The 3669-nt window shown below is 69.4% G+C and carries 3 protein-coding genes; all 3 read left to right on the top strand.

Annotated features, from left to right (window positions below; translation table 11 throughout):
* The coding region (locus VGE49_RS12920; RefSeq protein WP_331034950.1) for an RsmB/NOP family class I SAM-dependent RNA methyltransferase at nt 1–1413 on the top strand (1413 nt) is incomplete at its 5' end.
* Nucleotides 1410–2144, top strand: a complete 735-nt coding sequence (locus VGE49_RS12915) for a 5'-methylthioadenosine/S-adenosylhomocysteine nucleosidase (protein WP_331034949.1) — start codon at nt 1410–1412, stop codon at nt 2142–2144. The genes VGE49_RS12920 and VGE49_RS12915, both read left to right, overlap by 4 nt.
* A partial coding sequence (guaA, locus tag VGE49_RS12910) for a glutamine-hydrolyzing GMP synthase (RefSeq protein WP_331034948.1) occupies nt 2141–3669 on the top strand: 1529 nt, incomplete at its 3' end. The genes VGE49_RS12915 and guaA, both read left to right, overlap by 4 nt.

Genomic DNA, 3669 nt, shown 5'->3' with positions numbered 1-3669 from the left:
CGCCTCGCCGCCGCCGCCTCCGTCCTCGACAGCATCGCCCACAGCCGCCAGCCGGCCGAGGTGGTGCTGAAGGCCTGGGGCGCCGCCAACCGCTATGCGGGGTCCAAGGATCGTCGCGCCATCGCCGACCGCGTCTACAAGGTCATCCGCGCCCGTGGCCGTCTGGTCTGGGCCATGGGCGGGCGTGAAGACGGTCGCGCCCTGGTCATCGGCTCGCTGTCGCTGATCGACGGCCTGCCGTTGGACGAGATCGAGGCCCTGCACTCGGGCGAGGGCTATGGCCCGCGTCCGCTGTCGAAACAGGAGCGCGGCCGCATCACTTCGGCGCCCGGCGAACTGCCCGGTTGGGTCGCCGCCGGCCTGCCCGAGTTCGTGGTCGAGGATTTCAAGATCACCTTCGGCGACCGCTGGACCGAGGAAGCTCACGAACTGATGGCGCCGCGCGCGCCCATCGACCTGCGCGTCAACCTGGCGAAGACCACGGTTGAAGGCGTCGAGGCGGAGCTGACCGAGGCCGGTCTGTCGCCGGAACGCACGCCCTGGTCTGCCGCAGGCCTGCGCCTGTCGGCCGAGCCGCCGCCGAACGTCCAGGCGCTGGAGGCCTTCAAGCAGGGCCATATCGAAATTCAGGACGAAGGCAGTCAGGTCGCCTGCTGGCTGACGGGTGTTCAGCCCGGCATGACCGTCGTCGACTATTGCGCCGGCGGCGGCGGCAAGACCCTGGGTCTGGCCATGCTGGGCCAGCCGGTCGCCACCCAGGCCGCCGTGGCCGAGGCGCCCGCCGCCCCGGTCGCCGTCTGGTCTCCGGTCGGCGGGGACGGGCAGGGGACTGTGGTCCAGCCCAGGCCCAAGGCCAAGCCGGTCGCCGAGAGCGGCATCCGTTTGTTCGCCTATGACGTGGTGCAGAAGCGTCTGGACAATATCCGCCCGCGTCTGGCGCGCGCCGGCGTCACCGCCGACCTGCGCCTGCTGGGCCAGAACGGCGGAGGCGTCGAGGACCTGGTGCGTCAGGCCGACGTGGTGCTGGTCGACGCCCCGTGCAGCGGCTCGGGCACCTGGCGCCGTCGTCCCGAGGACGCCTGGCGTCTGAAGCCCGCAGAGGTCGAGCGTCTGCACGCCCTGCAGGTCCAGATCCTGGGCCGGGCCGCCGAACTGGTGAAGCCGGGCGGGCGTCTGGTCTTCGTCACCTGCTCTATGCTGCGCGGCGAGAACGAGGCCACGGCCGACGCCTTCGAGGAAAACCACCCCGCCTTCGCCCCCGTCCCTGTGGCCGAAGCCCTGAAGGCGGCCAACCTCACCGACGCGGCGCGCGAGCGTCTGGGTGAACTGGCCGAGGGTCATCGCCTGCGCCTGTCGCCGGCCTCGACCGGCACCGACGGCTTCTTCGCCGCCGTTTACGAGCGGACGGCGTGAGCGAGGGCCGTTCCGAAGACATCTACGGCCTGACGGTGCTGCCCGTCATGGCGGCGCCGGCTGAGTACGGCGCCGCCCTGCAGGCGCGGATCACGCCGCTGATGACCGGCATCGGCCCGGTCGAGGCGGCCATCGCCCTGACCGCCGCCCTGACGCGGCTGGAGGCCGACGACGTCCTGCCGGACCTGATCGTGTCGCTGGGCTCGTGCGGGTCGCGCGATCTGGAGCACGCGGCGGTCTATCAGGCCTCGTCCGTCAGCTATCGCGACATGGACGCCAGCCCCCTGGGGTTCGAGAAAGGCAGGACGCCTCTGCTCGACCTGCCCGCCGTCCTGCCTCTGCCTTGCCCCATTCCCGGCGTGCCGACCGCGACCCTGTCGACCGGCGCCAATGTCGTCTCGGGCGCCGCCTATGACGCCATCGACGCCGAGATGGTGGACATGGAGACCTTCGCCCTCAAGCGCGTGGCTCAGACCTTCGGCGTGCCTCTGATCGCCCTGCGCGGCGTCAGCGACGGCAAGAGCGAGCTGTCGAAGCTGGAGGACTGGACCGAATATCTGCATCTGGTCGACGCCAACCTGGCCGCCGCCTGGGACCGTCTGGCCGAGGTGCTGACGACGCAAGGGCTGGCCGCCTTGGCCGATGTGCCCGCCTCGCGACTTGATCCCGACGTCTTCACCCGTCAAGAACCCGCCCCATCAACGCCCGCTTCGGATTCTGAGCCCTCATGACCGCGCCACACACCCACGAAGCCGTCCTGATCGTCGATTTCGGCAGTCAGGTGACGCAGCTGATCGCGCGCCGCCTGCGCGAAGCCGGCGTCTATTGCGAGATCCATCCGTTCAACAAGGCGGGCGAGGCGCTGAAGGCGGTGTCGCCCAAGGCCATCATCCTGTCGGGCGGCCCGGCCTCGACGACCGAGGCGGAAAGCCCCAAGGCTGACCACGCCCTGTTCGACGCCGGGGTGCCGGTCCTGGGCATCTGCTACGGCGAGCAGACCATCTGCGCCGAGCTGGGCGGCAAGGTCGAGAGCGGCCACCATCGCGAGTTCGGCCGCGCCGAGATCGTCATCACCCGCGAGAGCCCGCTGTTCGCCGGCATCGGCGCCGTCGATCACCGCGAGACCGTCTGGATGAGCCACGGCGACCGCGTCACCGCCATCCCCGAAGGCTTCCACGTCATCGCCACCTCGGAAGGCGCGCCCTTCGCCGCCATCGCCAATGAGGACAAGAAGATCTACGGCGTGCAGTTCCACCCGGAGGTGATGCACACTCCGCGCGGCGCCGTGATCCTGAAGAACTTCACCCACGGCATCGCCGGCCTGGCCGGCGACTGGACCATGGCCGCCTATCGCGACGAGCAGATCGCCAAGATCCGCGAGCAGGTCGGCACGGCCAAGGTGGTCTGCGGCCTGTCGGGCGGGGTGGACAGCTCGGTCGCGGCCGTCCTGATCCACGAGGCCATCGGCGATCAGCTGACCTGCGTCTTCGTCGACACCGGCCTGCTGCGCAAGGACGAGGCCAAGCAGGTCACGGAACTGTTCCGCGAGCACTACAACATCCCGCTGGTGCACGTTGATGCGTCGAAGGAATTTCTTGGCGAGCTGGCCGGAATTTCCGACCCGGAGACCAAGCGCAAGACCATCGGCAGGGTCTTCATCGAGATCTTCGACCGCGAGGCCGCCAAGATCGAAGGCGCCGAGTTCCTGGCCCAGGGCACCCTCTATCCCGACGTGATCGAGAGCGTCTCGGCCTCGGGCGGCCCGTCGGCGGTCATCAAGAGCCACCACAATGTCGGCGGCCTGCCGGACTTCATGAAGCTGAAGCTGGTCGAGCCCCTGCGCGAACTGTTCAAGGACGAGGTCCGCGCCCTGGGCCGTGAACTGGGCCTGACCGACGCCTTCGTCGGTCGCCACCCCTTCCCGGGGCCGGGCCTGGCCATCCGCATTCCCGGCGAGATCACGCCGGAAGCGGTCGCCACCCTGCAGGACGCGGACGCCATCTACCTTGAGGAAATCCGCAAGGCCGGTCTCTACGACGACATCTGGCAGGCCTTCGCCGTCCTGCTGCCGGTCAAGACGGTCGGCGTCATGGGCGACGCCCGGACCTATGAAAAGGTCCTGGCCCTGCGCGCCGTCACCTCGACCGACGGCATGACCGCCGACTTCTACCAGTTCCCCTGGGACATCCTGGGCAAGACCGCCACGCGCATCATCAACGAGGTCCGCGGCGTCAACCGCGTCGTCTACGACGTGAC

It is taken from the genome of Brevundimonas sp. (assembly GCF_036405315.1).
GTDB lineage: Bacteria > Pseudomonadota > Alphaproteobacteria > Caulobacterales > Caulobacteraceae > Brevundimonas.
The sequence above is the reverse complement of the archived record's forward strand: the minus strand, read 5'-3'. Positions and strand labels throughout refer to the sequence as shown.